The 26,886-nt window shown below is 70.4% G+C and carries 25 protein-coding genes; 17 read left to right on the top strand and 8 right to left on the bottom strand.

All coding sequences use genetic code 11. The features are described 5' to 3' along the window. Window positions 1–158 precede the first annotated feature (158 nt). The 12 genes from ACQPXM_RS15725 to ACQPXM_RS15670 all read left to right on the top strand — a co-directional run bounded on the left by ACQPXM_RS15725 (window position 159) and on the right by ACQPXM_RS15670 (window position 12,886). Window positions 159–749: a DUF3043 domain-containing protein gene (locus tag ACQPXM_RS15725; protein ID WP_432949179.1), complete on the top strand. Its 591-nt coding sequence runs from the start codon at window positions 159–161 to the stop codon at window positions 747–749. A 3-nt stretch (window positions 750–752) separates the two neighbouring features. Beyond that, complete coding sequence (locus tag ACQPXM_RS15720) at window positions 753–2,507, top strand: MGH1-like glycoside hydrolase domain-containing protein (RefSeq protein WP_432949177.1); 1,755 nt, start codon at window positions 753–755, stop codon at window positions 2,505–2,507. Beyond that, on the top strand, window positions 2,488–2,724 hold the full coding sequence (locus tag ACQPXM_RS15715) for a hypothetical protein (protein WP_432949175.1): 237 nt from the start codon (window positions 2,488–2,490) through the stop codon (window positions 2,722–2,724). Before ACQPXM_RS15720 ends, ACQPXM_RS15715 begins: the two co-directional genes overlap by 20 nt. A 45-nt stretch (window positions 2,725–2,769) precedes the next feature. After that, a complete protein-coding gene (locus tag ACQPXM_RS15710; RefSeq protein WP_432949173.1) occupies window positions 2,770–3,783 on the top strand; it encodes an aldo/keto reductase family protein in 1,014 nt (337 codons plus the stop codon). Further along, complete coding sequence (locus ACQPXM_RS15705) at window positions 3,780–3,989, top strand: hypothetical protein (protein WP_432949171.1); 210 nt, start codon at window positions 3,780–3,782, stop codon at window positions 3,987–3,989. Before ACQPXM_RS15710 ends, ACQPXM_RS15705 begins: the two co-directional genes overlap by 4 nt. 405 nt (window positions 3,990–4,394) lie before the next feature. Next, the gene (locus ACQPXM_RS15700; RefSeq protein WP_432949169.1) at window positions 4,395–5,138 is read left to right on the top strand and encodes an SCO2322 family protein; all 744 of its coding nucleotides are present in this window, start codon (window positions 4,395–4,397) and stop codon (window positions 5,136–5,138) included. A gap of 4 nt (window positions 5,139–5,142) precedes the next feature. After that, on the top strand, window positions 5,143–6,240 hold the full coding sequence (locus ACQPXM_RS15695) for an energy-coupling factor transporter transmembrane component T (protein WP_432949167.1): 1,098 nt from the start codon (window positions 5,143–5,145) through the stop codon (window positions 6,238–6,240). Beyond that, window positions 6,237–7,838 (top strand): ABC transporter ATP-binding protein, encoded by a 1,602-nt coding sequence (locus ACQPXM_RS15690; RefSeq protein ID WP_432949165.1) that lies wholly within the window; start codon window positions 6,237–6,239, stop codon window positions 7,836–7,838. Before ACQPXM_RS15695 ends, ACQPXM_RS15690 begins: the two co-directional genes overlap by 4 nt. Next, complete coding sequence (locus ACQPXM_RS15685) at window positions 7,835–8,650, top strand: ECF transporter S component (protein WP_432949163.1); 816 nt, start codon at window positions 7,835–7,837, stop codon at window positions 8,648–8,650. The genes ACQPXM_RS15690 and ACQPXM_RS15685 overlap by 4 nt, the downstream gene beginning before the upstream one ends. After that, a complete protein-coding gene (locus tag ACQPXM_RS15680; protein ID WP_432949161.1) occupies window positions 8,643–9,401 on the top strand; it encodes a bifunctional adenosylcobinamide kinase/adenosylcobinamide-phosphate guanylyltransferase in 759 nt (252 codons plus the stop codon). The genes ACQPXM_RS15685 and ACQPXM_RS15680 overlap by 8 nt, the downstream gene beginning before the upstream one ends. A gap of 798 nt (window positions 9,402–10,199) precedes the next feature. Beyond that, on the top strand, window positions 10,200–11,081 hold the full coding sequence (locus ACQPXM_RS15675; RefSeq protein WP_432949159.1) for an adenosylcobinamide-GDP ribazoletransferase: 882 nt from the start codon (window positions 10,200–10,202) through the stop codon (window positions 11,079–11,081). 629 nt (window positions 11,082–11,710) lie between these two features. Then, window positions 11,711–12,886, top strand: coding sequence for an ROK family transcriptional regulator (locus tag ACQPXM_RS15670; RefSeq protein ID WP_432949157.1), 1,176 nt, complete (start codon window positions 11,711–11,713; stop codon window positions 12,884–12,886). A 75-nt stretch (window positions 12,887–12,961) separates the two neighbouring features. Here the strand turns inward: ACQPXM_RS15670 and ACQPXM_RS15665 are convergent, their stop codons facing one another. Next, the gene (locus ACQPXM_RS15665; protein WP_432949155.1) at window positions 12,962–13,585 is read right to left on the bottom strand and encodes a hypothetical protein; all 624 of its coding nucleotides are present in this window, start codon (window positions 13,583–13,585) and stop codon (window positions 12,962–12,964) included. A 408-nt stretch (window positions 13,586–13,993) separates the two neighbouring features. On the opposite strand from ACQPXM_RS15665, the gene ACQPXM_RS15660 reads away from it, so the two are divergent. The 3 genes from ACQPXM_RS15660 to ACQPXM_RS15650 all read left to right on the top strand — a co-directional run bounded on the left by ACQPXM_RS15660 (window position 13,994) and on the right by ACQPXM_RS15650 (window position 17,266). Further along, a complete protein-coding gene (locus ACQPXM_RS15660; protein WP_432949153.1) occupies window positions 13,994–15,070 on the top strand; it encodes an ABC transporter substrate-binding protein in 1,077 nt (358 codons plus the stop codon). A gap of 91 nt (window positions 15,071–15,161) precedes the next feature. Beyond that, entirely contained in the window at window positions 15,162–15,971 is an 810-nt protein-coding gene (locus ACQPXM_RS15655; RefSeq protein ID WP_432949151.1) for an ATP-binding cassette domain-containing protein, read from the top strand. Next, window positions 15,968–17,266 carry a sugar ABC transporter permease gene (locus tag ACQPXM_RS15650; RefSeq protein WP_432949149.1) on the top strand — a complete coding sequence of 433 codons (1,299 nt, stop codon included), beginning with the start codon at window positions 15,968–15,970 and terminating at the stop codon, window positions 17,264–17,266. The genes ACQPXM_RS15655 and ACQPXM_RS15650 overlap by 4 nt, the downstream gene beginning before the upstream one ends. 105 nt (window positions 17,267–17,371) lie before the next feature. On the opposite strand, the gene ACQPXM_RS15645 is transcribed toward ACQPXM_RS15650, so the two are convergent. From ACQPXM_RS15645 to ACQPXM_RS15630, 4 genes are all read right to left on the bottom strand, one after another. Further along, on the bottom strand, window positions 17,372–18,175 hold the full coding sequence (locus ACQPXM_RS15645) for an IclR family transcriptional regulator (protein WP_432949147.1): 804 nt from the start codon (window positions 18,173–18,175) through the stop codon (window positions 17,372–17,374). A 98-nt stretch (window positions 18,176–18,273) separates the two neighbouring features. Continuing rightward, window positions 18,274–18,966 (bottom strand): iron-sulfur cluster assembly protein, encoded by a 693-nt coding sequence (locus ACQPXM_RS15640; RefSeq protein ID WP_432949145.1) that lies wholly within the window; start codon window positions 18,964–18,966, stop codon window positions 18,274–18,276. Beyond that, window positions 18,966–19,994, bottom strand: a complete 1,029-nt coding sequence (locus ACQPXM_RS15635; protein WP_432949143.1) for an amidohydrolase family protein — start codon at window positions 19,992–19,994, stop codon at window positions 18,966–18,968. The genes ACQPXM_RS15640 and ACQPXM_RS15635 overlap by 1 nt, the downstream gene beginning before the upstream one ends. 9 nt (window positions 19,995–20,003) lie before the next feature. Beyond that, window positions 20,004–21,032 (bottom strand): NAD(P)-dependent alcohol dehydrogenase, encoded by a 1,029-nt coding sequence (locus tag ACQPXM_RS15630; protein ID WP_432949141.1) that lies wholly within the window; start codon window positions 21,030–21,032, stop codon window positions 20,004–20,006. Window positions 21,033–21,150: 118 nt separating this feature from the next. On the opposite strand from ACQPXM_RS15630, the gene ACQPXM_RS15625 reads away from it, so the two are divergent. Together ACQPXM_RS15625 and dnaN are read left to right on the top strand one after the other, a co-directional pair. Beyond that, window positions 21,151–22,374 (top strand): low temperature requirement protein A, encoded by a 1,224-nt coding sequence (locus tag ACQPXM_RS15625; protein ID WP_432949139.1) that lies wholly within the window; start codon window positions 21,151–21,153, stop codon window positions 22,372–22,374. A gap of 42 nt (window positions 22,375–22,416) precedes the next feature. Further along, the gene (gene dnaN, locus ACQPXM_RS15620; protein ID WP_432949137.1) at window positions 22,417–23,532 is read left to right on the top strand and encodes a DNA polymerase III subunit beta; all 1,116 of its coding nucleotides are present in this window, start codon (window positions 22,417–22,419) and stop codon (window positions 23,530–23,532) included. Between the two features lie 45 nt (window positions 23,533–23,577). Here dnaN and ACQPXM_RS15615 read toward each other — a convergent pair whose 3' ends face one another. From ACQPXM_RS15615 to ACQPXM_RS15605, 3 genes are read right to left on the bottom strand one after another with little or no spacing between them, the layout of a single operon-like run. Then, window positions 23,578–24,633, bottom strand: a complete 1,056-nt coding sequence (locus ACQPXM_RS15615) for an ABC transporter ATP-binding protein (protein ID WP_432949135.1) — start codon at window positions 24,631–24,633, stop codon at window positions 23,578–23,580. A gap of 8 nt (window positions 24,634–24,641) precedes the next feature. After that, window positions 24,642–25,754 carry an ABC transporter ATP-binding protein gene (locus tag ACQPXM_RS15610; RefSeq protein WP_432949133.1) on the bottom strand — a complete coding sequence of 371 codons (1,113 nt, stop codon included), beginning with the start codon at window positions 25,752–25,754 and terminating at the stop codon, window positions 24,642–24,644. Between the two features lie 44 nt (window positions 25,755–25,798). Further along, on the bottom strand, window positions 25,799–26,791 hold the full coding sequence (locus ACQPXM_RS15605) for an ABC transporter permease (protein ID WP_432949131.1): 993 nt from the start codon (window positions 26,789–26,791) through the stop codon (window positions 25,799–25,801). Between the last annotated feature and the right edge of the window lie 95 nt (window positions 26,792–26,886).

Below are 26,886 nucleotides of genomic sequence, written 5' to 3'. Positions count from 1 at the left end.
GCCGGAGAGTGGACCCGGCGTGCGTGTCATCCACCCTATGTCCCCATGGGTCACCACACCATCAGGACCGGCCCCGATAAACTGGCCCGATCCTCCGGGGACCACCCCGAGTGACCAGCCCCGTTGTGACAGCGCAGCCCGAATGAGGTCCAGCTCCCGTGTTCCGTCGTAACAAGTCCGAGACACCGTCAGAGCCCGCCGCCGCGGAGCCCCAGGGCAAGGTCGGGGGCAAAGGCCGCCCGACCCCGACCCGCAAGGAGGCCGAGCAGGCGCGCAAGGCCGCGCTGAAGAAGCCGCGCAACCGCAAGGAGGCCGCGGCGTACCGGCGGGAGAAGATGCGCGCCGAGCGGGCCAAGATGCAGGAGGCGATGAAGACCGGCGACGACCGGTACCTGCCGGCCGCCGACAAGGGCCCGGTCCGCCGGTTCGCCCGCGACTACGTCGACGCCCGCTGGTCGGTGATGGAGTTCGCGCTGCCGGTGCTGCTGGTGATCTCGCTGCTCGGCGTGGTCTTCTCCGGCGTCTTCACCTGGCTGCCCGGCCTGGTCAACCTGCTGTTCCTGGTGATGATCGCCTGCATCGCCGCGGACTGGTTCTTCCTGTCCAGCGGCCTCAAGCGCGCGATCGCCAAGAAGTTCCCGAACGAGTCGACCCGGGGCATCGGCTTCTACGCGGTCCGCCGGACGATGCAGATGCGCCGCTGGCGGCTGCCCAAGCCGATGGTGGCCCGCGGCGAGAAGCCCGCCTGACCGGTGCGACCGGTCCTGCGCGGACCCGCCGTCGCGAGCACGCTGTACGGCGCCGCGCTGCGCAACCTGCTCGACGTCAACGTCACCGCCGCCGGATTCGTCCGGGCCGGCGGTGGCTACGACGACCCCTGGACCCGCGACGCGGCGATCAACTGCCGGAACGCCGCCAGCCTGCTCGCGCCCGAGGTGGCCCGCTCGACACTGCTCGCGGTCTGCGAGCCCGGCCGCCGGGTGGTCGCCCAGGACAACCAGTGGTGGGACCAGATCATCTGGGTGATCGGCGCCTGGCAGCACGTGGTGGTGACCGGCGACACCGCGTTCGGCGCCACGGCGTACGAGATCGCCACGGCGTCGCTGGAGATCCTCGACAAGGAGCGCTTCGACCCCACCACCGGCCTGTACGCCGGCCCCGCGCTGATGCAGGACGGCATCAGCGGGCTCCCGGTCGTCGAGGGCGAGTCCTCGTTCGTGCTGGACTACCCGGGCACGGCCGAGCTCCGGTGCCTGTCGACCAACGCGGTCTACGTCCAGGCTCTGCGCTGCCTGACGCTGCTGGGTGGCGATCCGTCGTACGACCGGCGGGCCGACGAGTTGGCGGCCGCGATCAACCGCCACCTCTGGCATCCCAGCGGCACCTACGGCTACTTCCTCGGCCCCGACGGCCTGGATCTCCACCAGGAGACCGCCGGGCTGGCGCTGGCCGTCGAGTTCGGCATCGCCGGTCCGGACCGCACCCGGCAGATCTTCGCCAACGCCCACCGCGAGCCGTTCGGCATGGTCAACGTCTGGCCGCACTTCCCCCGGTACGACGCCCAGCGCCCCGGCCGGCACAACGCGATCTGCTGGCCGATGGTGATGGGCCTGTGGGGCTCGGCCGCCGCGTCGGCCGGCGAGGTCGAACTGTTCGGCCAGACCCTCGAGGACCTGACCCGGCTGTTCCACGGCAGCAACGACGAACTCTTCGAGCTCTACAACGCCACCACCGGCGCGGTCGACGGCGGCTGGCAGGTCGGCCGCCAGTGGGAGTCCCTCCCCCACCAGACCTGGTCGGCCACGGCGTACCTGCGCCTGATCCACGAGTCCCTCTTCGGCCTGCACTTCACCCCTGAGGGCATCACCGTCGCGCCGACCGTCCCCGAGGGCCTCGGGGACCTCCAGTTGACCGGCCTCCCCTACCGCGAAGCACGCTCGACCTCACCCTCACCGGCTCCGGAACCACTGCCCAGGTGCACCTCGACGGCCGGCCAGTCACCGCCGTACCAGCCACCCTCGCCGGTCACCACACGCTCACGATCCGAGTCGAATGACCACCCCAAAAGAGCGCCTCGTCGACACCTCGTGGATGCTCGAGCCCACCTGCGCCCCAGCCGCGCCGGCCCGGTCCTGGAATCAGCCGCCGATCAGCAGACTGCCCCAGCTCAGCCGTCTCCTGAGCGCGGCCCAGGCCACCCCTGTTGTCCTCGAGGGCATCCACCACCAGCTACTGACCTGGGACCAGATCGACGGACGCACGAGTTGCTGGGCTGTCCGCCTTCCGATGGCCGTGCCGATGGTGCGGGCGCCGAGCGTGCTGCACGAGCTGTGGCGGGTGACCGGCGGCATAACCATGTGCTTGGGCGGGACCGAGGAGACCTGGCTCCTCAATCACGACGCGGCCCTGACGCCCACCCTCGCGGCCCGCTCACCTGCGGAGCAGTTCGCTGCCTACGCCTGGATCTGGGAGCAGGACGGGCTGACCGTGCCGATCGAGGCGGCTGACTACGGCGTACTGGCCGAGGAGCGCAACGGGAACCTCACGCTCTTCCACCGGACCACCGGCGAGGTGCTGGTGTTCGCGCCCGACCACGACGTCGACCACCTCGAGGTGCTGGAAGGCTGCCCGGAGTACACGCTGTACCGGATTCCATCGGCTCCGGACGTGACAGCGTGGGTGGAGACCATGGCCGGGCAGTGGTTGGCGGCCGTCCACGGATAGGGAGTCGCCGGGCGGGTGTCGGCTGGGCGAAGTAGGGTCGTTCCCATGGACTTTCGGTATCTCGGAAACAGTGGACTGAAGGTCAGCGAGATCTCCTACGGGAACTGGCTGACCCACGGGTCGCAGGTGGAGAACGAGCAGGCCAAGGCCTGTGTGAAGGCGGCGCTCGAGGCCGGGATCACCACGTTCGACACCGCGGACGTGTACGCGAACACCGCCGCGGAGACCGTGCTCGGCGAGGCCCTGGAGGGACAGCGGCGCGAGTCGCTGGAGATCCTCACCAAGGTGTACTGGCCGACCGGGCCGGGTGGACCGAACGACGTGGGCCTGTCCCGCAAGCACATCCACGAGTCGATCAACGGCTCACTGAAGCGGCTCAAGACCGACTACGTCGACGTCTACCAGGCGCACCGGTTCGACACCGAGACGCCGCTGGAGGAGACGATGGAGGCCTTCGCCGACGTCGTCCGCCAGGGCAAGGCGCTCTACATCGGGACGTCGGAGTGGACCGCCGACCAGCTGCGCGAAGGCCACCGGCTGGCCCGTGAGCTGCGCGTCCCGCTGGTCTCCAACCAGCCGCAGTACAACATGCTCTGGCGGGTCATCGAGGCCGAGGTGGTGCCGGCCTCGGAGGAGCTCGGCATCGGCCAGGTGGTGTTCTCCCCGATCGCGCAGGGCGTGCTGACCGGTAAGTACAAGCCGGGCCAGCAGCCGCCGGAGGGTTCCCGCGCGACCGACACCAAGGGCGGCGCGAACATGATCGGCCGCTGGCTCAAGGACGACGTGCTCGAGCGCGTCCAGGAGCTGCAGCCGATCGCCGACGAGGCCGGCCTGAGCCTGTCGCAGCTGGCGATCGCCTGGGTCCTGCAGAACCAGAACGTCTCGTCGGCCATCATCGGCGCCTCCCGGCCCGAGCAGGTCACCGAGAACGTGAAGGCCGCCGGTGTGAAGCTCGACGACGCGCTGCTGAAGCGGATCGACGAGTCGCTCGGCAACGCGATCGAGCGCGACCCGGCCAAGACCGCGCAGAACGCGCCGCAGACCCGGCCCGGCTCATGAGCTGGACCTGGCGGTTCGAGACCGCGACCGGTGAACCGGCCGACCCGGGCGACCTGGGCACCGCGGACTTCTCCGCCCAGGGCGACGCGGAGAGCTGGCTCGGCGAGATCTGGCGCGAACTGGCCGACCAGGGCGTCGCCCAGGTCTATCTGCTCGAGGACGGCCGCGAGGTCTACGGCCCGATGAGCCTGGCCGCTCAGGAATAGCCGACCGCAACGATCGGGCGTACCTCCTGACTTCACGCCGTAGCGAGCAGGTGCTCGGTGCCGTGCCGAGTGCCGCGCAGTAGGCGTGCAGTCAGGAGGTGCGCCCGATCGTTGGGCGAACTGTGGCCTGCCGCACGTTCGCCGTACGGGCTCACGCATGCCTGGGCGCGGCAGCGGTAAGCTGCGCCCGAACCACTGCTGTGCCGCAGGGAAGCCGGTCCGAAGCCGGCGCTGACCCGCAACCGTAGGCCGCGACCGGATTCCCCCGGGCCGCGGCGAGCCGGAACACTGCGTCCGAGCAGCAGGCTCACCTATCCCGCCGAGGACCGCGGGAGGAGCCCGGCCCCGTGTTCCCGGCGTGGCGTCTCTCCTCTCGGCAGGCCTCGGCCCGAGCAAGGACACGAGATGACATCACACCGGACCCTGCGACTGGTCCTCAGCCTGCTGGCGGGTCTCCTGCTGGCGGGGACCGTCACCGTCAGCACCAGCCAGGCCGCCAGCGCGGCCCCGGCCGAGGACGGCTACCGCTTCTGGGGCTACTACCAGTGGACCAACGGCCAGTGGGCGTTCGCCCAGAAGGGCCCCGAGCAGGTGGTCCCGGCCGACGGCTCCGTCGAAGGCTGGCGGTACGCCGTGGGTGGCACGAAGCCGCGCGTCCCCCGGGCCGCCGGTGACTTCGCCGCGATCTGCGGCGAGACCCCGGCCGAGCCCGGCAAGAAGCGGGTCGCGCTGGTGGTCGACCCCGGGACGCAGGCCGACTCGCCGTCCGGCACCGCCCCGCCGCCGGCCACCGGGACGTGCGTGGTCACCGACGAGAAGGCGACCGGCGCCAAGGTGCTCGCCGCGGCCGGACCGGTGCGGATCGAGAAGGGCCTGGCCTGCGGCATCGACGGCTACCCGGCGACCGGGTGCGGCCAAGCGATGAAGAACATCCGGGTCCCGGCCACGGACGAGCCGGTCACGCTGGAGATCGCCCCGGCCGTCGGTTCGACCGCCACACCTTCCGCCAGCCCGTCCGACGCCTCCCAGCCCGCCGCCGCTCAGTCGGACGACGGCGCGCCCTGGGGCGGCATCGTGCTCGCGGCGGTCGTCGTACTGCTGCTGGCCGGTGGTGGTTTCGTGCTGGCTCGCCGACGCGCGCAGAGCTGATCCGGTGCGCGCGGTCCACCACCCCACCCTCCCCCGGGCTCTGCACCCGGGGGCGTGGTGGTTGTGGGCCCTCGGCCTCGCCGTCGCCGCCAGCAGGACCCGCAACCCGGTGCTGCTCGTCCTGATCCTGGCGGTGGCCGGCTTCGTCGTGGCGGCTCGCCGCAGCGACGCTCCCTGGGCCAACAGCTATCTGGCCTTCCTGAAGCTCGGCCTGGTCGTGATCGGCGTCCGGATCGTCCTGCAGGCGCTGCTCTCCACGCGCTCGCAGGGCAACACGCTGTTGTTCACGCTCCCTCAGATCCCCTTGCCCGACTGGGCCAACGGCGTGAAGCTGGGCGGCGAGGTGTCGGCCGAGGCCGTCGTCACCGCGCTGTACGACGGCCTCCAGCTCGCCGTCATGCTCTGCTGCATCGGCGCGGCCAACGCCCTCGCCAGTCCGCGCCGCCTGCTCAAGTCGTTGCCCGGGGCCCTTTACGAGATGGGCGTCGCCTGTGTGGTGGCGCTGACCTTCGCGCCGCAACTGGTCACCGACGCCCGCCGGATCCGCGGCGCCCGCCGCCTGCGCGGCCGCACCCGCGGCTCCTTCCGTACGACGGCGATGCCGGTCCTGGAAGGCGCACTCGACCGCTCGGTCGAGCTCGCCGCGGCGATGGACTCGCGCGGCTACGGCCGGACGGCGCACGTCCCGCGCCGTCAGCGCCAGATCACCGGGGCGTCGGTCCTGCTCGGTCTGCTCGGCATCATGCTCGGCGTCTACTCCCTGCTCACTGATGCGATGGCCTTCCCGGCCGCGGCCGGCGCACTGGCTTTCGGCGTACTGCTGGCGACCGGCGCGATGGCTGTCGGGCGCCAGCGGGTGACCCGCACGCGCTACCGGCCGGACCCCTGGGCTCTGCCGGAGTGGCTGGTCATCGGCTCCGGTGCGATCGCCGCAGCGACTCTGATCGTTGCGGCCGCGCGCGGCGTCGAGGGCCTCGTACTGCCCGGCCCGCTGGTCGTCCCGCCGGTCCCGCTGCTGCCCGTGCTCGGCATCCTGATCGGCCTGGCCCCTGCGGTCGCTGCTCCTCCCCTGACGCGTCGACCTGAGCTGGTGCCCGCATGATCGAGTTCGACCGGGTCACCGTCACGTACGACGGTGCTGCCGAGCCGGCGCTGCGCGACGTCAGCTTCACCGTGCCGGAAGGCGAGCTGGCGCTGGTGGTCGGCCGGACCGGCTCGGGCAAGTCCACACTGCTCCGGGCGATCAACGGATTGGTCCCGCACTTCACCGGCGGCACACTGGCCGGCCGGGTACTGGTGAACGGCCGCGACACCAAGGACTACCGCCCGCGCGACCTGGCGGACGTGGTCGGCATCGTCGGGCAGGACCCGATGGCCGGGTTCGTCACCGACACGGTCGAGGACGAACTGGCGTACAGCATGGAGTCGCTCGGCGTACCTCCGGACGTGATGCGCCGCCGCGTCGAGGAGACGCTCGACCTGCTCGGGCTGGCCGACGTACGGGATCGGCCGCTGACCGCGCTGTCCGGTGGGCAACGGCAGCGGACGGCGATCGGGGCCGCGCTGACCTCTCACCCGGCTGTGCTCGTACTGGACGAGCCGACGTCGGCGCTGGACCCGCAGGCGGCCGAAGAGGTGCTGGCCGCGCTGCAGCGACTCGTGCATGACCTCGGCGTCACTGTCGTGATGGCAGAGCACCGGCTCGAGCGAGTCATCCAGTACGCCGACCGGGTGATCGAGATCTCGGGCGCGGTGTCCACTGGTCTTCCGGCCGACCTGATGGTGACCGCGCCGGTCGCACCCCCGGTGGTGGAACTTGGGCGACTCGCCGGCTGGTCGCCGTTGCCGCTGTCGGTCCGGGACGCCCGCCGTGCGGCCGGCGTACTGCGGGAGCGGCTGGGTGATCACCGGCCCGCTCCGCGCGTCGCCGTGATCGGCAACGAGCTTGCCCGGTGCAACGATCTGGTGGTCAGCTACGGGAGCGTGCCGGCGCTGCGTGGGGTGTCACTCTCACTCCGGGCGGGTGAGGTGGTTGCGCTGATGGGCCGCAACGGCGTGGGCAAGTCGACGCTGCTGAACGCTCTGGTCGGGTTGGTGCAGCCGCGGTCGGGCAGTGTTGTTGCTGCGGGCATCGACCCACGGCGTACGAAGCCCAAGCAGTTGGTCAAGGCGGTCGGACTGGTCCCGCAGGAGCCGGCCGATCTGCTCTACGCCCCTACTGTGGCTGAGGAGTGCGCTGGGGCGGACAGCGACTTCAAGGTGACGCCGGGCCGCTGCCGCGCTCTGCTGGAGCGGCTCGCGCCTGACATCGACGACCAGATGCACCCGCGCGACCTGTCGGAGGGACAGCGGCTCTGCCTGGCGCTGGCCGTCGTACTGTGTGGTGCTCCCCCGCTGCTGCTGCTCGACGAGCCGACCCGCGGTCTGGACTACGGAGCGAAGCGGCGGCTGGTCGAGATCCTGCGCGAGCTCGCGGCCGACGGGCACGCGGTCGTGCTGTCGACCCACGACGTCGAGATGGTGGCGGAGGTCGCGACCCGGGTGCTCGTGCTGGCCGACGGCGAACTGGTCAGCGACGGCGACACCGCCACGGTGATCGCCGGGTCGCCGGCGTTCGCGCCGCAGGTGGCCAAGATCCTCGCGCCGCTGCCGTTCCTCACCGTCGGCGAAGTCGCCACCGCGCTCGAGCGTGCGTCGTGACCGGACCGCGGCTGGTCCGGCTGAAGCCCCGCAGTACGGCGACGCTCCTGCTCGCATCGGTTGTCGGACTGCTGGCGTTCTCCTGGCCGCTGATCTGGCAGACCGACCAGGCCGGGGCCTCGGCGATCGGGCACACCACCGACGCGCCCTGGTTGTTCGTCCTGCTGCTGCCGCTGCTGGTCGCCGTCGTCCTCGCCGAACTGGCCGAGGCCGGGATCGACGCGAAGGTGATCTCCCTGCTCGGCATGCTCGCCGCGGTCGGCGCCGCCCTGCGCGCCCTCGGCCCCGGTACGGCGGGGCTGGAGCCGGGCTTCTTCCTCCTGATCCTGGCCGGGCGAGCCTTCGGCGCCGGCTTCGGCTTCGTGCTGGGCGCGATCTCGCTGCTGGCGGGTGCGCTGATCAGCGGCGGGGTCGGGCCGTGGATGCCGTTCCAGATGCTCGCCTGCGCGTGGGTCGGCTGCCTGGCCGGGCTGCTGCCGCGGGTCGGCGGACGGCTCGAGCTGCTGCTGCTCGCGGCGTACTCGCTGGTCGCGGGCATCTTGTACGGCGTGGTGATGAACCTGTGGTTCTGGCCGTTCGCGACCTTCGGCAGCGACTTCTCGTTCATCCCCGGCGACGCGCTGGCCGACAACCTGCACCGGTACCTGCTGTTCGTCGTGGCGACCTCGCTGGGCTGGGACATCCCGCGCGGCGTGCTGTGCGCCGTACTGGTGCTGGCGCTGGGTCGTCCGGTCCTCAAGGCCTTCCGCCGAACTGCGCGGAAGGCCGCGTTCGACGTACCGGTGAGCTTCGAGGGGAGGCATGATGGCTGAACTGGTCACCAGCGAGGGCGGTGCTGTGGTGGACGGCGTCCTGCGGTTGAGCGCCGACGGCTTCACCCCGGTCGACGGGTACCGCGTCACCACGACGCGCACGCCCGCCGGCATCCGGTACGACGTACTGACGCCTGAGGGTGACCAGCTGTCGTGGACCGCGTCCGCTGTCGGCGACCAGCTCTCGTGGACCGCGCCAGCTGTCGGCGGCCTGCAGTCTGCGCCTGTCGCTCGGCGGACCCTCATCCTCGGCGGCGCCCGCTCTGGCAAATCCACCGAGGCCGAGCGCCTGATGGCCGACACCCCGGACACCCTCTACGTCGCGACCGGTGGTGACGGCTCGGCGGATCCCGAATGGGCCGATCGGATCGCCAAGCATCGCGCACGGCGGCCTGCTTCCTGGGGACTCGCGGAGACGATCGACCTCGTCCCGCTGCTCGAGACCGACGGCCCGCCACTGCTGGTGGACTGCCTGACGCTCTGGCTCGCGCGGACGATGGACGCGTGCGACATCTGGGAGCATCCCGAGAACGCCGACGAGGTCGAACGGCGAATCGACCAGCTCGCAGCCGCGTGGTCCGCGACACCGCGCCGAGTCGTCGCCGTGAGCAACGAAGTCGGCTCGGGGGTGGTCCCGGCCGACGCCGGCACCCGGCTGTTCCGCGACCTGATGGGCCGCCTCAACGCCACGATCTCCCGCCAGTCGGACACGGTCCTGTGGTGCATCGCGGGAAGAACCGTCGCGCTGTGACGACACGAGACGCCGTGGTGGCGCAAGGCGCTTGCGTCACCCCGCTAACGGCACCCCGCTGGCGTCCCCGCGCGCTCGCCTTCCCCCGCCCGCCTCACCGCGCACTCGCCTTCCCCCGCCCGCCCCACCGCGCACTCACCTTCCCCCGCCCGCCCCACCGCGCACTCACCTTCCCCCGCCCGCCCCACCGCGCACTCACCTTCCCCCGCCCGCCCCACCGCGCACTCACCTTCCCCCGCCCGCCCCACCGCGCACTCGCCTCCCCCCGCACGCCCCACCGCGCGCTCGCGTCACCCTGCGCTCACGTCGCCCTCCGCCGCCACGCTCGCCCAGCTCTGGCTCTGGCCGCCGCCGACATTTGCACGGTTAACCCTCGGATGTGTGGGTTCCAGTGCGGGATGCCGCCATCGAACCCACCAATCGGTGGGTTGACCCGCCAAATGGGACGGATGGGCAGGGTGAGGAGCGGGACGCTGCGACTACGGCGGGGGCGGGAGGCTGGGACTGGGTCTGGGGCTGGGACTGGGTCTGGGTCTCGGGCTGGGGCTGGGGCGGAGGCGGAGGCGGGACGCTGTGACTCGGCCTGGACGCTGCGGCTACGGCTGGAGCGGGACGTCGCGGTCCGGGACCGCCTGCCGACGCAGGTCGCCGTGCCGGTGCGTGGCGCCGACCGACGCGGTGCGAGCCGGACGTGCACCACCCACCAACCTCCGCCCGGCGGCGGGCCTCACGCTCAGCGATCGACCGGGAACCCCTTTCCAAGCACGTTGGTCAGTGCTGGGCGTCCGGGGGTGGCGCGTGACGCTTGACGGGTTGCGGCTGGCGTTCGGGACCTTGACCGTGTTGCCTACGCCCGCGCCTCGGCGGGTGGATCGGGCGGTTGCCGGTGGGGCGATGTTGCTTGCGCCGGTGGCCGGGGTGGTGGTGGGCGGGTTGGCCGCCGGTGTGGTCGGCGTTGTTCACGCCGTGAAGCCCGAAGCCTCCCTGCTGGCGGCGGTGCTCGGTGTCGTGGCGCTTTGCGTGCTGTCCGGAGCGCTGCATCTCGACGGTCTTGCGGACACCGCTGACGCGTTCGGGAGCCGGCGTGACCGGGAGACCAAGCTGCGGATCATGAAGCAGAGCGACATCGGTCCGTTCGGTGTGGTGGCGATCGTCGCTGTGCTGCTGATCGACGTCGCAGCGCTCACCGCCTGCATCCAAGCCGGCTTCGGCTGGCAGGCCGTGTTCGTTGCGACCGTCGCCAGCCGGCTCACGCTCCCCTGGTCCTGCCGCGTCGGCGTCCCGTCCGCCCGCCCCGACGGCCTCGGGGCGATGGTCGCGGCCACCGTCCGCCCGTACGCCGCCGCGCTGGTGACGCTCGCCGCACTGGCCTTGGTTCTCGCGCTCGTCTGGCTCACGGCCCCCTCGCCGGACCTGACCTCTTCGACCACCCTCAAAGGCGTCCACGAAGTATCACCCGGCCTGACGATCCTCCCGCCCTCCGCGGTCGATGATCCGGCCTTCGCTCTCGGGCCGGCGCTCATCGGCACCGCCCTGGCCATCCTGCTCACCGTCGCCCTCGCACTCGCGGCCACCCGCGGCGCCCGCACCTCCCTCGGCGGCATCACCGGTGACACCCTCGGCGCGACCGTCGAACTGGCCCTCCCCCTCGCCCTGCTCACCATCGCCCTCGCGGTCTGACTCCCGCACGGTTCACCATCGCCCTCGCGATCTGACCTCGCACGGTTCACCATCGCCCTCGCGATCCGACCCCCGCACAGCTCACCATCGCCCTCGCGATCCGACCCCCGCACAGCTCACCATCGCCCTCGCGATCCGACCCCCGCACAGCTCACCATCGCCCTCGCGATCTAACCCCGCACAGCTCACCATCGCCCTCGCGATCTAACCCCGCACAGCTCACCATCGCCCTCGCGATCTAACCCCGCACAGCTCACCATCGCGCCCTAACAGACTCCCGCCGCCCACCACCCCGCGATCCGCTCGCCATCCCCCGGCGGCTTCATCCCGGCCTCACGCCCCGGGCTCGCGGTCCGACCGCCTCCCGCCGCCGCGAGCCGCCCGACCCTTCACCGCGCCGACTCTTCTCACCCATCCGACCACCCACCGAAGCCGCCCGAGCACCCCGCGTGGTCCTCGATCCACCACCGCGTGGGTCCGATGCTCCTGGGACTGGTGGTGCATTAGTGTCACGGCGGACGTCCTGACGGGCAGGACTACGCGTAACGGCGAGGACACATGGCGATCACGGTCAGGCCGACGGCCGGTTATCCGGCGACGGAATCCCTTCGATCCGTTATCTTTATGTAATGAACGCAACCCGCCCGGCACCAGGCTCACAGGCTTCGCTGCGCGAAGCCAACCGTGAGCGTGTCCTGGGGGTTGTCCGGCAGCACGGTCCGCTCACGCAGGTCGAGATCGCTGCCGCCTCCGGATTGTCCGCCGCGACCGTGTCCAACATGGTCAAGGAACTCGACCAGGCCGGTCTGGTCGGAGTGTCACCCAGCATCCGCAACGGCCGCCGCGCCGTCCTGGTCTCGCTCGCCTCCGGCGGCGGACTGTTGGCCGGGGTCGCATTCGGCGAGCGTGACGTCCGGGTCGCGATCGCCTCCGAGAGCCGCGAAATCCTCGCTGAGCAACTGATGCCACTGCAAGCCGACCACGTCGCTGACGACGGGATGGAGCGGGCCGCGCGCCTGCTCGCCGACCTCGCCGAGACCGTCGGCCAAGGCGTCGAGGACATCGGCGCGATCGGCTTCGGCCTGCCCACGCCGGTGGACTCGGTCAGTGGCGAGGCCGGTTCCGACTCGGTCCTGCCGGGGTGGCGCGGCGTGAACGTCGCCGCGGCGATGTCCGGCTACCTGCGCGCCCCCGTCGCGCTCGACAACACCGCCAACCTGGCCGCCCTCGGCGAATTGCGGTCCGGCGCGCTGCGCGGCGTCCGGCACGGTTGCTACATCAAGTTCTCGTACGGCGTGGGCGCGGGCATCGTGCTCGGCGGCGAGGTGTTCCGCGGTTCGGCCGGGACGGCGGGCGAGATCGGCCACCTGACGATCGACGAGAACGGCCCGATCTGCCGCTGCGGCAACCGCGGCTGCCTCGACACCTTCGTCGGCTCCCGCGCGCTGCTCAACTCACTCGCCGCCTCGCACGGCCCGCTGCGGCTGCGCGACGTGATCACCCGCGCCCTGGCCGGCGACCTGGGCTGCCGCCGCGTGATCGAGGACGCCGGCCGCCGCGTCGGCGTCGCCGTGGCGGGTCTGGTGAACCTGTTCAACCCCGAGGTGATCGTCGTCGGCGGCAAGATGGCCGAAGCCGGCGACCTCATCCTCCACCCGATGCGCGAGGCCCTCGACCGCTGCGCCATCCCGAGCGCCGCCGCCACCGTAGAACTCCGCCCCGCCGAACTCGGCGACTCCGCCGACGTCCTCGGCGCGATCGAACTGGCCTCCGTCCTCAGCCACTCCCGCGTAGCTCGCGCGTAGTTTGCTGTTCCCGCCTGGCATACCCCAGGTTGTCGTGCGTCGGCGACGGCGGGCAGCTGACCAGTCAGGTCGCCGTCATGCTCGAACTCGCCCCGCCGCCCTAGTGCTCGACCCCACCGAGGTGGTCATCGGCGGTGGTGTCCAGTTACGCCGCGCGCTCGGCGGGGGTGGTGTCCAGGTACGCCGCGCGCTCGGCGGGGGTGGTGTCCAGGTACGCCGCGCGCTCGGCGGGGTGGTGTGCAGGTTCGCCGCGCGCACGGCGGCGGTGGTGTACAGGTACGCCGCCCGCACGGCGACGGTGGTGTACAGATACGCCGCCCGCACGGCGACGGTGGTGTACAGATACGCCGCCCGCACGGCGACGGTGGTGTACAGATACGCCGCCCGCACGGCGACGGTGGTGTACAGATACGCCGCCCGCACGGCGACGGTGGTGTACAGATACGCCGCCCGCACGGCGACGGTGGTGTACAGATACGCCGCCCGCACGGCGACGGTGGTGTACAGATACGCCGCCCGCACGGCGACGGTGGTGTACAGATACGCCGCCCGCACGGCGACGGTGGTGTACAGATACGCCGCCCGCACGGCGACGGTGGTGTACAGATACGCCGCCCGCACGGCGACGGTGGTATACAGGCTCCCCGCGAGCGCGGCGGCCCGCGGTTTGGTGTCGTCGCCGCCGATCGTGTGCAGCACGTCGACGGCGCTCGCTTCCCCAGCCGCGCCGGCGGCACTCGGCGCGTCCGCCGTCGGCCACCGGCCCCTAGGCGGCGACCAGCGCGTTCCGCCCGTCCCAACCATCCCGGCCGGAAGTGCGCAGCCGCCGGCACCAGACGTCTACGACCTGGGCGACTCCGGCGACCTGACCACCACGCACGCCCCCGCAGCCGGTCGTTACGAGCAGATTGCCCGCCTTCGAACCCCGATCACGGAAGAGAGCGGCTCCATTTCGCCCCGTACGCAGCCAGCGGGAGCGCTCTCTCCGAGACGACAGCCGTGTGACAACGATATGTCTACTTCTTGAATTCAAGCCTTGACGTCAAGGCCGGAGAGGGCTTGACTCTGCTCAGGCCTACTCGGGCCCTCACGTCAAGGAGTCACCGCATGTCCGTTTCCCCAACCCGTCTCGTCGGCCTCGGCATCGCCGTGTCGGCCCTGGCTGTGTCCCTGGTCGCCTGTGGATCGGACGACTCCGGCTCGGCCGGCAGCAGCTCCGGCGGCGGCAAGAAGATCGCCCTGCTGCTGCCCGAGTCCAAGACCACCCGGTACGAGGCGCTCGACCGGCCGCTGTTCACCGAGGCGCTCAAGGCCGCCTGCGCCGACTGCGAGCTGATCTACAGCAACGCCGACCAGGACGCCGCCAAGCAGCAGACCCAGGCCGAGGCCGCGCTGACCCAGGGCGCCAACGTGCTCGTGCTCGACCCGGTCGACGGCAAGGCGGCCGCAGCCGTCGTCGCCTCCGCCAAGGGCCAGAACGTGCCGGTGATCGCCTACGACCGGTTCATCGACGGCGCGAACTTCTACGTCTCGTTCGACAACGAGACCGTCGGCAAGCTGCAGGCGCAGACCCTGGTCGACACCCTGAAGGCGGCCGGCAAGACCTCCGGCAACCTGGCGATGATCAACGGCGCGCCGACCGACCCGAACGCGGCCGACTTCAAGAAGGGCGCGCACAGCGTGCTCGACAGCTCCGGCTACAAGATCGCGGCCGAGTTCGACACCCCGGACTGGAGCCCGGACAAGGCCCAGGCCTGGATGGAAGGCCAGCTGAGCGCGATCAAGAACGGCCTGGTCGGCGTGTACGCCGCCAACGACGGCACCGCGGGCGGTGCGATCGCGGCCCTCAAGGGTGGTGGCGTGAAGCCGCTGCCGCCGGTCACCGGCCAGGACTCCGAGCTCGCCGCGATCCAGCGCATCGTCGCCGGCGACCAGGCGATGACCATCTACAAGGCCGTCAAGCCGCAGGCCGAGGCCGCCGCGAAGGCCGCGGTCGCGCTGGCCAACGGTGGCAAGGCCGAGTCGACCGGTGACTTCAAGGGCGTCCCGTCGACGATTCTCGACCCGATCGCCGTCACCAAGGCCAACATCAACGACACTGTGGTCAAGGACGGCATCTACAAGGTGACCGACATCTGCACCGCGTCGTTCGCGACCGCCTGCGCGGCGGCCGGCCTCAAGTAAGGCTCCCGCCCTGGTGGCACCCCCGGCTCTGAGGAGGCCGGGGGTGCCGCCGGGGTCGCGGCCGTGAACGAACCTCTTTGGAGCTGAATCGATGACTGTCACACCCACCCCCGTCGGGACCGGCACCGTGCTGGCGCTGCGGGGCGTGTCCAAGCGCTTCGGCGCCGTCCAGGCGCTGAAGAACATCGAGCTGGACGTCCGGGCCGGCGAGGTGCTCGCCCTGGTCGGCGACAACGGCGCCGGCAAGTCGACGCTGGTCAAGACCATCGCCGGCGTCTACACCGCCGACGACGGCACGATGGTGTTCGACGGGCAGGAGGTGCGGGTCGGCAGTCCGGCCGAGGCGCAGCAGCTCGGCATCGCCACCGTCTTCCAGGACCTGGCGCTGTGCGACAACCTCGACGTGGTCGCGAACCTGTACCTCGGGCGCGAGCTGCGCAAGGGCCGGGTGCTCGACGAGGTGGAGATGGAGCGGTCCTCGTGGGAGCTGCTCCGTCAGCTGTCCGCGAAGATCCCGAGCGTCCGGATCCCGGTCGCCAGCCTGTCCGGCGGTCAGCGGCAGACCGTCGCGATCGCCCGCAGCCTGCTCGGCGACCCGAAGGTCGTGATGCTGGACGAGCCCACCGCGGCGCTCGGCGTCGCCCAGACCGCCGAGGTGCTGAACCTGGTCGAGCGGCTGCGCGAACGCGGCCTCGCGGTCATCCTGATCAGCCACAACATGGCCGACGTGATGGCGGTGGCCGACCGGGTCGCCGTCCTGCGGCTCGGCCGCAACAACGGCGTCTTCACGGTCAGTGAGACCAAGACCCAGGACATCATCGCCGCCATCACCGGCGCGACGGACAACGCCGTCTCCGAGCGCGCGGCGCGCCGGACGCAGCAGGAAGGTGCCTCATCATGACCACCCCGGTCGACGGTTCCAGGGCGCCCGTGCAGGACACGGTGCCCGAGGCAACGAACGGTGGCGTCGTGCTGCCGGCCGACCTGCAGGACGAGCGGCTGATCGCCAGCCACGGCATCAGCGGCGCGGTCTCGGCGTTCACCGCGCGGCTGCGCTCCGGCGACCTCGGCTCGGTCCCGGTCGTGGTCGGCCTGGTGATCATCTGGGCGGTCTTCCAGATCGCCAACAGCAACTTCCTGTCCAGCCGCAACCTGGTCAACCTGACCCTGCAGACCACCTCGGTCGGCGTGATCGCGATCGGCATCGTGCTGGTCCTGCTGCTCGGCGAGATCGACCTGTCGGTCGGTTCGGTCAGCGGTCTGGCCGCCGCGATCCTCGGCGTCACGTTCGTCAACGAGGGCTGGCCGCTGGTGCTCTCGCTGATCGCCGGCGTCGTGCTCGGCCTGGTGATCGGGTTGTTCTACGGCGCGCTCTACAACCGGTTCGGCGTACCGAGCTTCGTGATCACGCTGGCCGGCCTGCTCGGCTTCCTCGGTCTGCAGCTGCTGGTCCTGGGCAAGGAGGGTTCGCTCAACCTGCCCTTCGACTCCGTGCTCGTCGGTTTCGCCACCCGCAGCTTCCTCTCCCCCGCGCTGGCCTACGGGCTGGTCGCCGTCGTTGTCGCCGCGTACGTGCTGACCCGGCTGCGCGGCAGAGGCGCCCGCGCCGCAGCCGGTCTGTCGGCCGCACCGACGTCGATGATCGCGATCAAGGCCGGTGCCCTGGCGGTCGTGCTGCTCGTGCCGGTGATCGTGCTGAACAGCGACCGTGGCGTGTCGTCGATGTTCGTGCTGTTCCTGGCGCTCGTGGTGGCCACCGACTTCGCCATCCGCAAGACCCGCTGGGGCCGCTCGGTGCTGGCGGTCGGCGGCAACGTCGAGGCCGCTCGCCGGGCCGGTATCAATGTCCGGTTCATCTACCTGTCGGTGTTCGCCGCCTGCTCGACCTTCGCGGCCGTCGGTGGTCTGCTCGCCGCGGCCCGCCTGGTCGCGGTGAACCAGAGCAGCGGTGGTGGCGACACCAACCTGAACGCGATCGCCGCCGCCGTCATCGGCGGGACCAGCCTGTTCGGCGGCCGCGGTTCGGCGTACTCGGCACTGCTCGGCGCGCTGGTGATCATGTCGATCTCCAACGGCCTGGCGCTGCTCAGCCTGGACTCCAGCGTTCGCTACATGGTGACGGCCGGCGTGCTGCTGGTCGCCGTCACGATCGACTCGCTCAGCCGCCGCAGCCGTCAGGCGCACGGCCGAGCCTAACGCCCGGTGGGCTGCTGCCTGACTCCCCTGCATCGGCAGCAGCCCGCCGTTCCAACGAACGGATCGCCACTCCCCGCCCGGAGTGGCGGTCCGTTTCTCTTTGTTCTACAGGGCGTTCACGGCGCGGGTGGCCACCAGCGCACCACGGCGTACGGCGCGTTCGAGCGTCCAGCGGCGGGCCGCGAAGTCGGCCGACGGCAGCGAGATGGCCACGGAGGCCAGCACGGCGCCGGCCGAGGAACGGACCGGAGCAGCCAGGCAGGACAGACCGTCCTGGAACTCGCCGATCTCCAGGGCGACACCGGACCGGCGAACCTTGTCGAGATGGGCTTCCAGGGCCGGGCGGTCCGTCATGGTGTTCGCGGTGCATTGACGGAGGCCGACCCGATCGAGGTAGGCGTCGCGGGCCTCCTGACTCATCGCGGCCAGCATCACCTTGCCGAACGCGGTCGCGTGCGTGGCCTCGTGGAATCCGATGTCGAGGACCTGGACGCGAGGACGCCGCTCGGAGTCGACGACGTGCGCGATCACCACGTCGACCTCGCGATAGACCGCGTAGTACGCCGCCGCGTCGGCCTCCAGGTGCAGCCGCCGTACGGCGGACGCGATCAGCGCGGGGACCTCGAGCTGGCGCTGCAGTCCCTGCTCGAGCAGGCGGACCCGGTAGCCGAGGCCGTAGCGGTGGTTCTGGGCGAGGTGGACGAGGTAGCCGGACTCCGTCAGCGTCGCCAGCAGGTGGTACGCCGAGGGCAGCGCGAGCTGGAGATGAGCCGCGATCTCCTTGGCGGTGACACCGTCGCGGCTGGCGGCCACGAGCTCCATCGCCTTCAGCGCGCGGGAGACCGACTGCACGGTCCCGGCCGCGGGCGCACCGGTGGTCGCCGGCGGGTCGAAGGGGGTCGCGGACATGCTCACCCTGACAGCCTGCCCCGAAACCAGAGCCGTCGCACTCTGTCGTGCCGCCCGAGCGCCGGAACCACGCTCGGACGGCACCTCCTCGGCCGCCTTCACCCGACCGCCTGGTCAACACCCGCCGGGCGCGGCAGCCCGTACCGGACACTCAGCAGCCCTCGGCACAGCCCGGAGTTGCCCTCGATGCTGATCCGGGTGGTCTTCGCCATCCGCAGCTGGAACGGCAGGTCGACAGTAGTAATAGGTGTGCCGTCGTCGTGCACGAGCAGAGCAGCCTGAGGACCGTGAGCCAACCCGAGCTCCGCCCGGCGCCGTACCAACCTCTCCAACTCTTCCGTCGGTGCGGGCGCGGCGTCGCCCAAGGTTGCTTCTGACAGCGTCGCCATCGTCCAGCCGGCTTTCAGCAGGCGGCTGGCGACCTGTTCCTGGCAGGCTCGGTGGGCCTTGCGGCGGAAAGTCCGGCGGAGTTCTTCCAGCTCACCGTCGGCCAGGCCGGGGAACGAGCCTTCGAACCCTCGTGACGCGGCGACGCCGGTGTTGATCTCGTCGCTGGCGAAGTGGTCGAGCAGCCGGACCGTGACATGCTCGACGCCGGGCACGGCCGCCACCGCGTCGTACGCGTCGGCGACCATCAAATAGGCGAAGTTCGGCGCGCAGAAGTACGTCGGCAACCGCAGCTCGACCGTCACGTCGCCGCCGTCCTGCTCGATCGCGGCGACAAAACCCAGCTCGGTGATCGGTGCGTCCAGCTCCGGGTCCCGCACCGTCGCGAGCGCCTCGGCGATCATCACGCCACCGGCACCGGCTCGGAGCCAACGGCGCCGTCGGACGACTCGGGCAGGCGGAGCTCCGCGGGTACCTCGATGTCGTACAGCTTGGCCGCGTTCAGGCCGAGGATCTTCTTCTTCGCCTGGACCGTCAGCTCCGGGTACTCGGTCAGCTCCGCGGGGTAGCCGAAGTCGACGAACCGCTCGATCAGCCAGGCCGGAGTCCAGATCGCGTAGTCGCTGGCGAAGGTGATCCGGTCCTCGCCGATCCAGTAGAGCAGCTCGCCGATGATCTGCGCGAAGTACTTCGGCCGGCTGTGGATGAACGGCATCGCGACCGCCAGACCGCCGTACACGTTGGGCTCCTGGGTCGCGATCCAGCAGAAGTCCTCCAGCCGCGGCAGTCCGACGTGCTCGACGACGAAGGTCAGTCCCGGGAACGCCGAGGCGACCTCGTCCACGTCGGCCACGTCGAAGGCGTCCCGGTTCAGTGGGTAGATCGTCGGGCCCTTGTGGATGTGGATGTTGCGGATGCCGAGCTCCTCGCAGCGCTCCAGGTACCGGTACGACCACGGGTCGGTCAGCTTCCAGCCCTTCGAGTCGCCCTTCCACTCGGCGGTGTAGAGCTTCACGCCGCGCAGGTTCCAGCGCTCGGCCAGCTCGGTCAGCTTGTCCAGCCCGGCCTCGCCGTCGCGCGGATCCCAGGATCCGTTCACGATGAACTTGTCCGGGTGCTTCTCGGCCAGTACGCCGTTCTGCTCGGTGGTGTTGAACCCGTTCACGTAGAAGTCGGTCAGGTACGTCGGCTGGAAGATCGCCCGGTCGACGTACCCGTCGGTAAACAGGTCCTGGATGATCCGATCCTCGGACTGCTTGTGGAACTCCTCCAGCGTCCAGACCTTGTCGGCCGGCGACAGGTTGCGGTGGTAGTCGTAGAAGCAGTTGATGAAGCCCTCGCCGTACCGGTTGGCCTGGTTGGCCGGGGTCGCGTCCCAGGCGTGGATGTGGCTGTCGACGATGAAGTAGCTGTTGCCGTCCTTGCTGTACATGGGTGCTCCTCAGCTCGTCAGAATGGCGCGGCCGCCGGGCACCCGGCCGCCGTCCAGGTCGTCCAGCGCGGTCAGCGCGTCGTCCAGGGAGTACTGCTGGGTGGCCAGCCGGACCCGGCCCTGCGCGGCCAGCTCCATCAGGTCGGCCAGGTCGTTGTAAGAGCCGACCAGGTTGCCGACCACGTTGATCTCGCGGGAGATCACGTCGATGGTCGGGACGTCGACGGTGCCGCCGTACCCGATCACGAAGTACGACCCGGAGTTGCGGGTCATCGCGATGCCGTCGGCCTCGGTGCCGTTCTCGCCGACGAAGTCGAGCACCACCTGGGCGCCCTCGCCGCCGGTCTCGTCGAGCACCCTCTCGACCTGGCCGCCGTCGCTCAGCACCGTCGAGTGCGCGCCGAGCGCGAGCGCCTTGTCCAGCACCTCCTGCGACCGGTCGACCACCGTCACCCGCGACGGCGTCATCGCGACCAGGCACTGCAGCCCGATGTGGCCGAGCCCGCCGGCCCCGATCATCACCACCCGGTCGGCCGGGTGCAGCAGCGGCACCGCCTTGCGGACCGCGTGGTACGCCGTGAGACCCGCGTCGGCCAAGGCCGCGACGTCGGCGGGCGCGAGTCCGTCGTCCAGCTTCACGATCGAGCGCACCGACGTCCGCAGGTACTCGGCCATGCCGCCGTCGGTGTTGATGCCCGGGAACAGCGAGTCCCCGCAGTGCACGTCGTCCCCGGCCCGGCAGGCCCGGCACAGTCCACACGTCACCAGCGGGTGGAGGATGACCTTGTCGCCCGGCGCGACCGTGGACACGGCGGCGCCGACCTCCTGCACGGTGCCGGCGTTCTCGTGCCCGATCACGTACGGCAGATCGACACCGCTCTTGTCGGCCCACTGCCCTTCGATGATGTGCAGGTCGGTCCGGCAGACGCCGGCCGCGTCGACCTTCACGATCACGTCCAGCGGTCCCTGCAGGCTGGGGTCGGGGATGTCGTCGAGGGTGGGTGGTTTGCCGTACTCGTGGACGCGCACTGCCTTCATCGGGGCCACAACCTTTCGGGGTCGGCGATGGTTGATCCGATCGTGTCGGCGCGCCGTACGGCGGCGGAAGGGGCGTTATCGCCTTCCGATAACGCCGGGGCGCGGCACAATGGCGGCCATGAGCACACGCAGGACGCCGATCCGGGCGCAGGCCACCTCCGAGGACCAGTCCGTCACCACGCTGGAGCTGTTCTTCGACCTGGTCTTCGTCTTCGCGCTGACCCAGATCACCGCGCTGATGGCGCACGAGCTGACCTGGCACGGCGTGATCCGCGGCGTGCTGCTGATCGGGCTGCTCTGGTGGAGCTGGATCGGCTTCGCCTGGCTGTGCAACCTGGTCAAGGCCGACGAAGGCTCGGTCCGGGCCGTGCTGCTGCTGGCGATGGCGGCGATGTTCCTGATCGCGCTCGCGATCCCGGAGGCGTTCCACGACCTGCCGGGCGGGCTGCCCGGACCGGTGGTGATCGCGATCGCGTACTTCCTGTTCCGGGCGCTGCACCTGGTGCTGTTCTGGCTGATCGCGGACGGCGACAAGACGCTGCGGCGGACGCTGGCCCGGTTCGCTCCCTCGATGCTGGCCGGTACGGCGCTGCTGCTGGTCGCCTCACAGTTCGACGGCACCACCCAGACGCTGCTGTGGGCGGCCGCGCTGGCCGCCGACTACGGCGGCACCTACCTGATCGACGCGCGGGGCTGGCGGCTGCGCTCCGCGGCGCACTTCGCCGAGCGGCACGGGCTGATCCTGATCATCGCGCTGGGTGAGTCGATCGTCGCGATCGGCGTCGGCGTCACGGACCTGCCGATCTCCTGGCCGATCGTGGTGGCCTCCATGCTCGGGCTCGGGGTGGCCGCGGCACTGTGGTGGATCTACTTCGACGCCACCGTGTATTACGGCGAGCAGGCGCTCGCGGCGGAGCCGGCGGAGACCCGGCCGAAGCTGGCCCGCGACGCCTACACGTTCCTGCACTTCCCGATGGTGGCGGGCGTCGTACTGCTGGCGCTGGGGCTGAAGAAGGTGCTGGAGTACGTCGGCGACACCGAGCACCACCACCTCGACGACCCGTTGAAGGGCATCGGGCTGTATGCGTTGTTCTTCGGCGTGGTGTTCTACCTGCTCGGCCATGTCGGCTTCAAGCTCCGGACGACCGGGACGGTCGGGTGGAGCCGACTGATCACCGCTGGGCTGTGCGTGGTGGCGGCGTTCGCGCTGGTGAAGGTGCCCGCGTTGGCCCAGCTCAGCGTGCTCGCCGCACTGCTGGCCGGTCTGGTCGCCTTCGAGTCGGTGCGGTTCGCGCAGGAGCGCGACGAGGTCAAGCACGGCGACCACTCACCTTCGAGCTAGCTGAAGGTTTCCCGGCCGGCGCCGGCTCCTAGGCTGCGACGCGTGAAGCTCGTAGCAGATCAGCAGGAGTTGGCGGCCGGAATCGGCTGGGTCGCGAGAGGCCTTCCGCACCGCACGAGTACGCCGATTCTGCTCGGCCTGCTCCTGACGGCCGGCCCTGACCGCGCCACCGTCGCCGGGACCGACCACGCGATCTCGACGCAGCTCGCGCTCGACTGCCAGGTCGATGCCGAGGGCACCTGTCTGGTGCCCGGCCGGATGCTTGCCGAGATCATCAAGTTGTTGCCGCCAGGCCCGGTCACGCTCGCTGCGGCGGACAACCGCTTCACCGTCCGCTGTGGGGATGCTGTCTACTCTCTCCCCCTGCTCCCGGTGATCGACTACCCAGCGACGACGGACGTTGAGGCCGAGCACCGCGCCGCGGTGGATGCTGCCGAGTTCGCCGCGGCTGTCGGGCAAGTGGCTGTCTCCGCGGCGCGGGACGACGTCGTGCCCGCACTGGCGGGGATCAACCTGAGCTTCGCGGACGAGACCGTCGAGCTGGCGAGCACCGATCGCTACCGGCTGGGGATCGCGCGGGTCGGGTTGACCGAGTCGGTGCAGCCGTTCGACGTACTGGTGCCGGCGAAGGCGTTGGGTGACCTGACGCGCGCGTTCGCCGCCGACGGTGGGCAGTTGCTGCTGTCCGTCGCCGACGAGACCTTGCTATTGCGCAACCTCACCCGGTCGGCCCGGGTCCGTACCTTGACCGGCCCCTACCTGCCGTACCGCCGGATCGTTCCGGACGAGACCCCGATCAGCGCCACCGTCGAGCGCGCCGCACTGCGCGACGTCGTCAAGCGGCTGAGCGTCGTCGCCGACGGCATGACCCCGATCTGGCTCGAGTACGGTGTGGGCTCGCTCCGGGTCCGCGCCGGTTCGGCCGACGACGCGTCCGGCGCGGAGACCCTGGCCGCGATCGGCACCGGCGACTCGCTGACCGTCGCCTTCACCGGGCAACTCCTGCTCGACGCGATCAATTCGTTCGGCACCTCGCACCTGACCGCGTCGTACACCGGCGCGCGGAAGCCCGCCGTACTGACCGGCGCGACGCAGACCGGTGAGCCGGACGGGGACTACCTGCACGTCGTCACCCCGCGGTTGCTCCCCCAGCAATAGCACGAGGCCCCACCCTGACGGGCGGGGCCTCGAACCACGGGGTGCTCAGGCCGTGGCGGCGGTCAGGTCGACCTTCGGCTCGGCGAAGTGGCAGGCCGCGGTGTGGCCGGCCGCGGAGCGCGGCTTGATCTCCAGCAACGGCTCCTGGGTGGCGCAGATGTCCTCCGCCTTCCAGCAGCGGGTCCGGAACCGGCAACCGCTCGGCGGGTCGATCGGCGAGGGAACGTCGCCGACCAGCCGGATCCGCTCCTTCGGCGGAACGCCGCGGATCGTGCCCAGGTCGGGCGCGGCCGACAGCAGCGCCTGCGTGTACGGGTGCTGCGGGGCGGTGTAGATCTGCTCCCGCGGGCCCTGCTCGACGATCTTGCCGAGGTACATCACGGCGACGGTGTCGCAGAAGTGCCGGACCACGCCGAGGTCGTGCGCGATGAACACGAACGCGATGCCCAGATCGCGGCGCAGGTCCTCCATCAGGTTCATCACCTGGGCCTGGATCGACACGTCCAGCGCGGAGACCGGCTCGTCGGCGATGATCACCTCGGGCTCGACCGCCAGTGCCCGGGCGATGCCGATCCGCTGGCGCTGGCCGCCGGAGAACTCGTTCGGATAGCGGTTGTGGTGCTCGGGGTTCAGGCCGACGCGCTCCAGCAGCTCCTGGACCCGCTCGAGTTCCTTGCCGCGCTTCACCAGGTTGTGCACCCGCAGCGGCGTACTGATGATGTTGCTGACCGTCTGCCGCGGGTTCAGCGAGCTGTACGGGTCCTGGAAGACGATCTGCAACTCCCGGCGGAACGGGCGCAGCTCGCGCTCCTTCAGCCGGGCGATGTCGGTGCCCTTGAACAGGATCTGGCCGGCCGTCGGGGTGAGCAGCCGGGTGATCATCCGGCCGGTGGTCGACTTGCCGCAGCCGGACTCGCCGACCAGGCCGAGGCTGCCGCCCGGCGCCAGGTCGAAGCTGACGCCGTCGACGGCCTGGACCACCTTGCGGGTCCGGCCGAGGCCGGCGGCCTCCTTGATCGGGAAGTGCATCTTGAGGTCGCGGACCTGCAGCAACGGAGCGCTCTGCGCGGCCTGGGGTGTGTCCTGCACGGTGTTGCTCATCTCTCTCCTCAGCCCAGTCTCGGTGCGACCTCGGCCTCGTAGATCGAGGCCTTGTCGTGCAGGTGGCAGCGGGACGTGTGCGCGCCGGCGCCGTCGACCGGCAGCAGCTCGGGCAGGTCGGTGGTGCAGCGCTCGCCCTTGACCCGGTCCTTGTAGGGGCAGCGGGGGTTGAACGAGCAGCCGCTGGGCAGGTTCAGCAGGCTCGGCGGCAGGCCCTTGATCGGGCGCAGCCGCTCGGTCGCCGCCGACACCGTCGGGATCGACTCCAGCAGGCCCCAGGTGTAGGGCATCCGCGGCTGGGCGAGCACGTCCTGCGCGGTGCCGTACTCGACGCAGCGGCCGGCGTACATGACCAGGACGTCGTCGGCCATCTCCGCGACCACTCCGAGGTCGTGGGTGATCAGCACGATCGCCGAGCCGAACTCCTTCTGCAGGTTGTTCAGCAGGTCCAGGATCTGTGCCTGGACGGTGACGTCGAGCGCGGTGGTCGGCTCGTCGGCGATCACCAGCTTGGGGTCGTTGACCAGGCCCATCGCGATCATCGCGCGCTGCCGCATCCCGCCGGAGAACTCGTGCGGGTACTGCTTGAACCGGCGGATCGGGTTCGGGATGCCGACCAGGTCAAGCATCTCCAGGGCGCGCTTCTTCGCGACGTCCTTGGAGACCTTGTGGTGCACCAGGTACGCCTCGGCGATCTGGTTGCCGACCGTGTAGAGCGGGTGCAGCGACGACTGCGGGTCCTGGAACACCATCGAGACCGCGTCGCCGCGGATCTTCATCAGGTCGTTCTCGGCCAAACCGACGATCTCGTCGCCGCCGAGCTTGATCGAGCCGGTGATCTGGGTCCGCTTGCGGTCGTGCAGGCCCATCACCGCCATGCTCGAGACCGACTTGCCCGAACCGGACTCACCGACGATGGCCAGCGTCCGGCCCAGCGGGACGGCGTAGCTCAGCCCGTTCACCGCGCTGACCACACCGTCGGCGGTCGGGAACTTCACCGTCAGGTCGGTGACCTCGAGGTACGGCGTCTCGCCGCTCGGGTTGAGCGATCCCTGCCGGCGCTCGCGGGTCGCGATCGACGGACCGCGCTTGGCCTGTGCTGCGGCCTCGGCTCCGCTCATCGTGCTACCGCCGTCCTTCCCAAGAAACTCGTTGCCCGGTGTGGTCACGACAGCCTCACCCGCGGGTCGATCAGGCTGTAGGCCACGTCGACCAGGAAGTTCATCGCGACCAGGATCACCGAGGCCAGCAGCACGGTGCCCATGATCACCGGCAGGTCGTAGTTCTGCAGGCTCTCCAGCACCAGGTTGCCCAGGCCCGGCAGGTCGAAGATCCGCTCGGTGAAGATCGCACCGGCCAGGCTGCCGGCCACGTCCAGGCCGAAGATCGTGATCACCGGGATCAGGCCGGACCGCAGCGCGTGCTTGTAGGTGACCTTGCGGTCGGACAGCCCCTTGGCCCGGGCGGTCCGGATGTAGTCCTCGCTGAGCGTCTCCACCATCGAGCCGCGCGAGTAGCGCGCGTACTGGGTGCAGTTGTAGATCCCGATCACCAGCCAGGGCGTGAGGAACCCGAGGAACCACTTGCCCGGGTTGTCCGACAGGGGCGTGTAGCCACCGCGCGGCAGGATCGGGTAGAGGATCGTCAGGTAGAGCGAGATCATCAGCGCGACGATGTAGTACGGCACCGAGCTGAGGATCAGCGTGCTGCTCATCAGCACGCGGTCGCCCATCGTGCCGCGTCTCTTCGCAGCCATCGAGCCCACGAAGACACCGATCGTCAGCACCAGGACGGCGTAGCCCGCGACCAGTGACACCGTCACCGGCAGCCGGGTCTTCAGCATCTCGGTGACCGGCCGGTCGTTCTTGAAGGAGAAGCCCAGGCAGGGTGCTTTGCACTCCTGAACCGCGCCAGACGTCTCGAAGGTCCGTCCGACGAAGATGCCCGCGGTGTACTCGGCGAACTGCTGCACCTTGGGCTTGTCCAGGTGCAGGTTCTCCTTGATTTCGTTGTAACGCTCCTGCGTGCAGTTGCGCTCACCACAGATCGACGCCGCCGGGTCGGTCGGGGCGACGAAAAACAGCGTGAAGGTCGCGATCAGCGTGACCAGCACGACACTGAGCGCGCTGACGAAGCGGCGCGCCACGAAGTAGAGCACGAGGGATTCTCCTCACCGATCGGGGTGGTGACCGGACACCGGGTCCGGCCACCACCCCACCATCAGATGATCAGACTGCTAGTTGCTGACCGCAG

Origin of the sequence: Kribbella sp. CA-253562, assembly GCF_050942265.1 — a bacterium.
Taxonomy (GTDB): domain Bacteria; phylum Actinomycetota; class Actinomycetes; order Propionibacteriales; family Kribbellaceae; genus Kribbella.
Note: the sequence above shows the minus strand (reverse complement) of the source record. Positions and strands in the feature narration are given on the sequence as shown.

What these genes read in the sequence shown, in the direction of transcription:
- ACQPXM_RS15635 (WP_432949143.1), bottom strand. Translation starts at nt 19,994, where the DNA reads ATGTACAGCAAGGACGGCAACAGCTACTTCATCGTCGACAGCCACATC.
- ACQPXM_RS15630 (WP_432949141.1), bottom strand. Translation starts at nt 21,032, where the DNA reads ATGAAGGCAGTGCGCGTCCACGAGTACGGCAAACCACCCACCCTCGAC.
- ACQPXM_RS15700 (WP_432949169.1), top strand. Translation starts at nt 4,395, where the DNA reads ATGACATCACACCGGACCCTGCGACTGGTCCTCAGCCTGCTGGCGGGT.
- ACQPXM_RS15705 (WP_432949171.1), top strand. Translation starts at nt 3,780, where the DNA reads ATGAGCTGGACCTGGCGGTTCGAGACCGCGACCGGTGAACCGGCCGAC.
- ACQPXM_RS15655 (WP_432949151.1), top strand. Translation starts at nt 15,162, where the DNA reads ATGACTGTCACACCCACCCCCGTCGGGACCGGCACCGTGCTGGCGCTG.
- ACQPXM_RS15650 (WP_432949149.1), top strand. Translation starts at nt 15,968, where the DNA reads ATGACCACCCCGGTCGACGGTTCCAGGGCGCCCGTGCAGGACACGGTG.
- ACQPXM_RS15640 (WP_432949145.1), bottom strand. Translation starts at nt 18,966, where the DNA reads ATGATCGCCGAGGCGCTCGCGACGGTGCGGGACCCGGAGCTGGACGCA.
- ACQPXM_RS15615 (WP_432949135.1), bottom strand. Translation starts at nt 24,633, where the DNA reads ATGAGCAACACCGTGCAGGACACACCCCAGGCCGCGCAGAGCGCTCCG.
- ACQPXM_RS15645 (WP_432949147.1), bottom strand. Translation starts at nt 18,175, where the DNA reads ATGTCCGCGACCCCCTTCGACCCGCCGGCGACCACCGGTGCGCCCGCG.
- ACQPXM_RS15610 (WP_432949133.1), bottom strand. Translation starts at nt 25,754, where the DNA reads ATGAGCGGAGCCGAGGCCGCAGCACAGGCCAAGCGCGGTCCGTCGATC.
- ACQPXM_RS15660 (WP_432949153.1), top strand. Translation starts at nt 13,994, where the DNA reads ATGTCCGTTTCCCCAACCCGTCTCGTCGGCCTCGGCATCGCCGTGTCG.
- ACQPXM_RS15710 (WP_432949173.1), top strand. Translation starts at nt 2,770, where the DNA reads ATGGACTTTCGGTATCTCGGAAACAGTGGACTGAAGGTCAGCGAGATC.
- ACQPXM_RS15670 (WP_432949157.1), top strand. Translation starts at nt 11,711, where the DNA reads ATGAACGCAACCCGCCCGGCACCAGGCTCACAGGCTTCGCTGCGCGAA.
- ACQPXM_RS15625 (WP_432949139.1), top strand. Translation starts at nt 21,151, where the DNA reads ATGAGCACACGCAGGACGCCGATCCGGGCGCAGGCCACCTCCGAGGAC.
- ACQPXM_RS15690 (WP_432949165.1), top strand. Translation starts at nt 6,237, where the DNA reads ATGATCGAGTTCGACCGGGTCACCGTCACGTACGACGGTGCTGCCGAG.
- ACQPXM_RS15680 (WP_432949161.1), top strand. Translation starts at nt 8,643, where the DNA reads ATGGCTGAACTGGTCACCAGCGAGGGCGGTGCTGTGGTGGACGGCGTC.